This is a genomic window from Microcoleus sp. C2D2 (genome assembly GCF_036702495.1).
Taxonomy (GTDB): Bacteria; Cyanobacteriota; Cyanobacteriia; order Cyanobacteriales; family Microcoleaceae; genus Microcoleus.
On the sequence record NZ_JAUBTO010000335.1, the window covers coordinates 1 to 2688 of the forward strand.

Below are 2688 nucleotides of genomic sequence, written 5' to 3' on the forward strand. Positions count from 1 at the left end.
GTCGCTTTTATCAACAAGGTATGCGGGCTGCAACCCTGATTCGGTCTATCTCCTAGGCCTCTTTGTCACCCCCCCAGGTTTTAGCACAGCAAAACTTTTCTCTTAGCTAGCTGTCCCCTACTTCTCAAATAGACTACTAAGCGACAACAATTGTTTGACCGTTGGTAAAACTGCTCAAGTCACACGTTGTGCCACCAGCTATGAGTTTTTCAAACTCGGAAGTATTCATAATAATGCTATTCTTGGTGAAACTCACTGTTCCGATATTCCATCAGTGGAATCAGTGCAATCAATAAAAAATTGGTCATTCATGAGAATTTACCTGTAGTTGTAGCTGGGAGTTCAACTCAATCAAAAAAATTAGCTGTGGGTCAGGAAAGGTGCATTCGTAGTCTTTTTGGTCAGTTTCCAGTCGATAACAGGTTTCGGGATAGGGATATTCTCGGCCCCCTACGCAATTCGGTGGCAAAACTTTTAACTTTGGCTGGCAGAGTTGTAGGTTCTCATCAAACAGGCTCCACGAAGATTGTACGATCGCCATGAAACAGATTTAAATCCTGAACTTTGCAGAGTTTCAAACACTGGTTATCGGCGGTGTAGACGTAAACTTTTTGCTCGTGGGCCCAATCATGAATTTCACGAGATTTGATAGAAACTAGCATTTAACAAACCCGTCATAAAGACCGAAGCTGAAGAAATCAGATAGGGATTGGCAGGAGGTGTGAACATTGAAAATAACCATTGAATCATTGTTCTTGTTTTTCCAGTAGATATTATTGTTCTTGTTTTTCCAGTAGATATTGATGAATCAGAATCAGGGTAAGGGGGGCGCAAGCTCGCATAAATAAGTAAAGCAGTGAATAGTTTTTCTCTGTGAGCTGTACGAGCTTGCTCTTCCAGAACCAGCCTCCGGCGAGAGAGCTTCAGCTAGTTCCATGCGGGATTCGACTAGCCCCAAGCTCCAGTTGTCCGTCTCACTGTTTTTTTTCCTGCTGGCAAACTACCCCACTAATAGCAGTGACCAATTCACTGGTTTCTTCCTGACCATCACGGAGAGCACTGTGGTCGATCGCATTTTCGTCAATCATGTCGTTCTGGGCTTCGGCTTCCGTGCCTGTTCGAGCACTGGCAATTGCTAGCAAAGCTTCAGACGGGGACATCATCTTCTCGCGAATCAGTTCATAATATTTCCGGACTTCCGAAGCATTTGAATCCGCCAGGTTAGTTTGCTGCCAATCCTTCTGTCCCAACGCTTTGCGGACATTGCCGATCTCTTTGACAGCACCCAAATCGGCGTTGCCATTTCAGATCGTTTCGTGAAATACTCATCTGTGTTAAGTCCTTGTTCTTTCAGGTAATTTCGGGTTTTTTCAAGGTTTCGATCGCACTCAATGAATATCTCTTCAATGCGGACGAGACACCATTTAGTAAACTACCCACACTAAGCTGAGGCTATAGTGTGGGCTTTTGGTAGCCCTCCAGTTATCTCGCAAGATAACCAGGAACCTCTAGGCTGGTTTACGCTCAGCCCCAATAGTGCAATCATCTTTGAGCCATTTTCATCCGCGTCTCTAATCCAACCACAAACCTTGTTGCTGCACTTAAAACGTTTTTCGGTTCTTACGCCAATATGCAGACAACAATGACAACTTTGGCTTGTATAGGCTGGATTGACAGCGAGGGAGCGTGTCACTTTTGCGACAAGTATAAATACTCAAAACAAGTGGGGCAAAGGTTTTGAGCTATTGTTGGCAAAATCGGCGAAAATAATGATGTCTTAATTAGTGGCGATTGAACGATGACTCCCGAACAACAACAGGCGATTCAAACATATGTAGAGGATATTTCGGCAATCCTGTATGCTGATTGTGACCCGGAATCGTTGAAAACATTAGAAGATATCGAGATCACGGTTAAAGATAAGGTGTTAACTCATGTGACACCGCAGATCGGAATTTTTTTATCTACTCAGCGAGCGGGACAAAAGCAGGAAGGGTAAAGAGATTAAAAAGTACATTAGGTGATTTAAGCATCACCCAAAAGCAAGCAGATAAACTAGGGTGTGGGAGTGGGAGTAGATTGAGTCCACATTTAGAAAACTGTTGTTTAAGACTGAGTGCTAATGTTGCATATCAAAATGCAGCCAAAGATATTGAATATATAACAGGGATTACGGTTCCAGCGAAGACACAACAAAGATTAGTACATTATCAAAAATTTGAGCAGCCTGTAGCAACAGCAGATATTACCGAGTTAAGTGCAGACGGTGGAAAAGCACGATTGATAAGACCACTCGGAGAAAAATCCGAATGGAAAGACTATAAAGCAATTGTGTCGGAAGCAGGCATAGTAGCCAGTTTCGAGCAAAATGAGATGATCGTTAATTGGGCAAATCAACAGCCACTAGCTCTCACCAGTAACTTGTCAGACGGTGATGGACATGATGGCGTATGGAATATATTCAAGGAAATTAGTTGTGAACAGGACAGAAGAGAAATTTTGGACTGGTATCATTTGAATGAAAATCTTCAGAAAGTAGGCGGTTCAATTAAGCGATTGAAGCAAGCAGAAACATATTTATGGAAAGGAAATGTAAAAAGTGCAAAAGCACTAAGCTGCTACGCAGCTAAACCGGATAAAATAGCATTGCCTTTATTTTTAATTTTTCTATCCCATTTAATAACCATT

At 42.4% G+C, this 2688-nt stretch carries 4 protein-coding genes and 1 pseudogene; 2 read left to right on the forward strand and 3 right to left on the reverse strand.

Annotated features, from left to right (window positions below):
* Positions 1 to 506: 506 nt before the first annotated feature.
* The 3 genes from QUB61_RS38835 to QUB61_RS38845 form a co-directional block, all read right to left on the reverse strand.
* Entirely contained in the window at positions 507 to 662 is a 156-nt protein-coding gene (locus QUB61_RS38835) for a hypothetical protein (RefSeq protein ID WP_333136720.1), read from the reverse strand.
* Between the two features lie 312 nt (positions 663 to 974).
* A complete protein-coding gene (locus QUB61_RS38840; RefSeq protein WP_333136722.1) occupies positions 975 to 1289 on the reverse strand; it encodes a hypothetical protein in 315 nt (104 codons plus the stop codon).
* 152 nt (positions 1290 to 1441) lie between these two features.
* Positions 1442 to 1693, reverse strand: a complete 252-nt coding sequence (locus tag QUB61_RS38845; RefSeq protein WP_333136724.1) for a zinc ribbon domain-containing protein — start codon at positions 1691 to 1693, stop codon at positions 1442 to 1444.
* Between the two features lie 105 nt (positions 1694 to 1798).
* On the opposite strand from QUB61_RS38845, the gene QUB61_RS38850 reads away from it, so the two are divergent.
* On the forward strand, positions 1799 to 1999 hold the full coding sequence (locus QUB61_RS38850) for a hypothetical protein (RefSeq protein ID WP_333136725.1): 201 nt from the start codon (positions 1799 to 1801) through the stop codon (positions 1997 to 1999).
* Between the two features lie 80 nt (positions 2000 to 2079).
* Positions 2080 to 2688: pseudogene (locus tag QUB61_RS38855) on the forward strand (ISKra4 family transposase); the annotation flags it as partial.

What these genes read in the sequence shown, in the direction of transcription:
- QUB61_RS38835 (WP_333136720.1), bottom strand. Translation starts at nt 662, where the DNA reads ATGCTAGTTTCTATCAAATCTCGTGAAATTCATGATTGGGCCCACGAG.
- QUB61_RS38850 (WP_333136725.1), top strand. Translation starts at nt 1,799, where the DNA reads ATGACTCCCGAACAACAACAGGCGATTCAAACATATGTAGAGGATATT.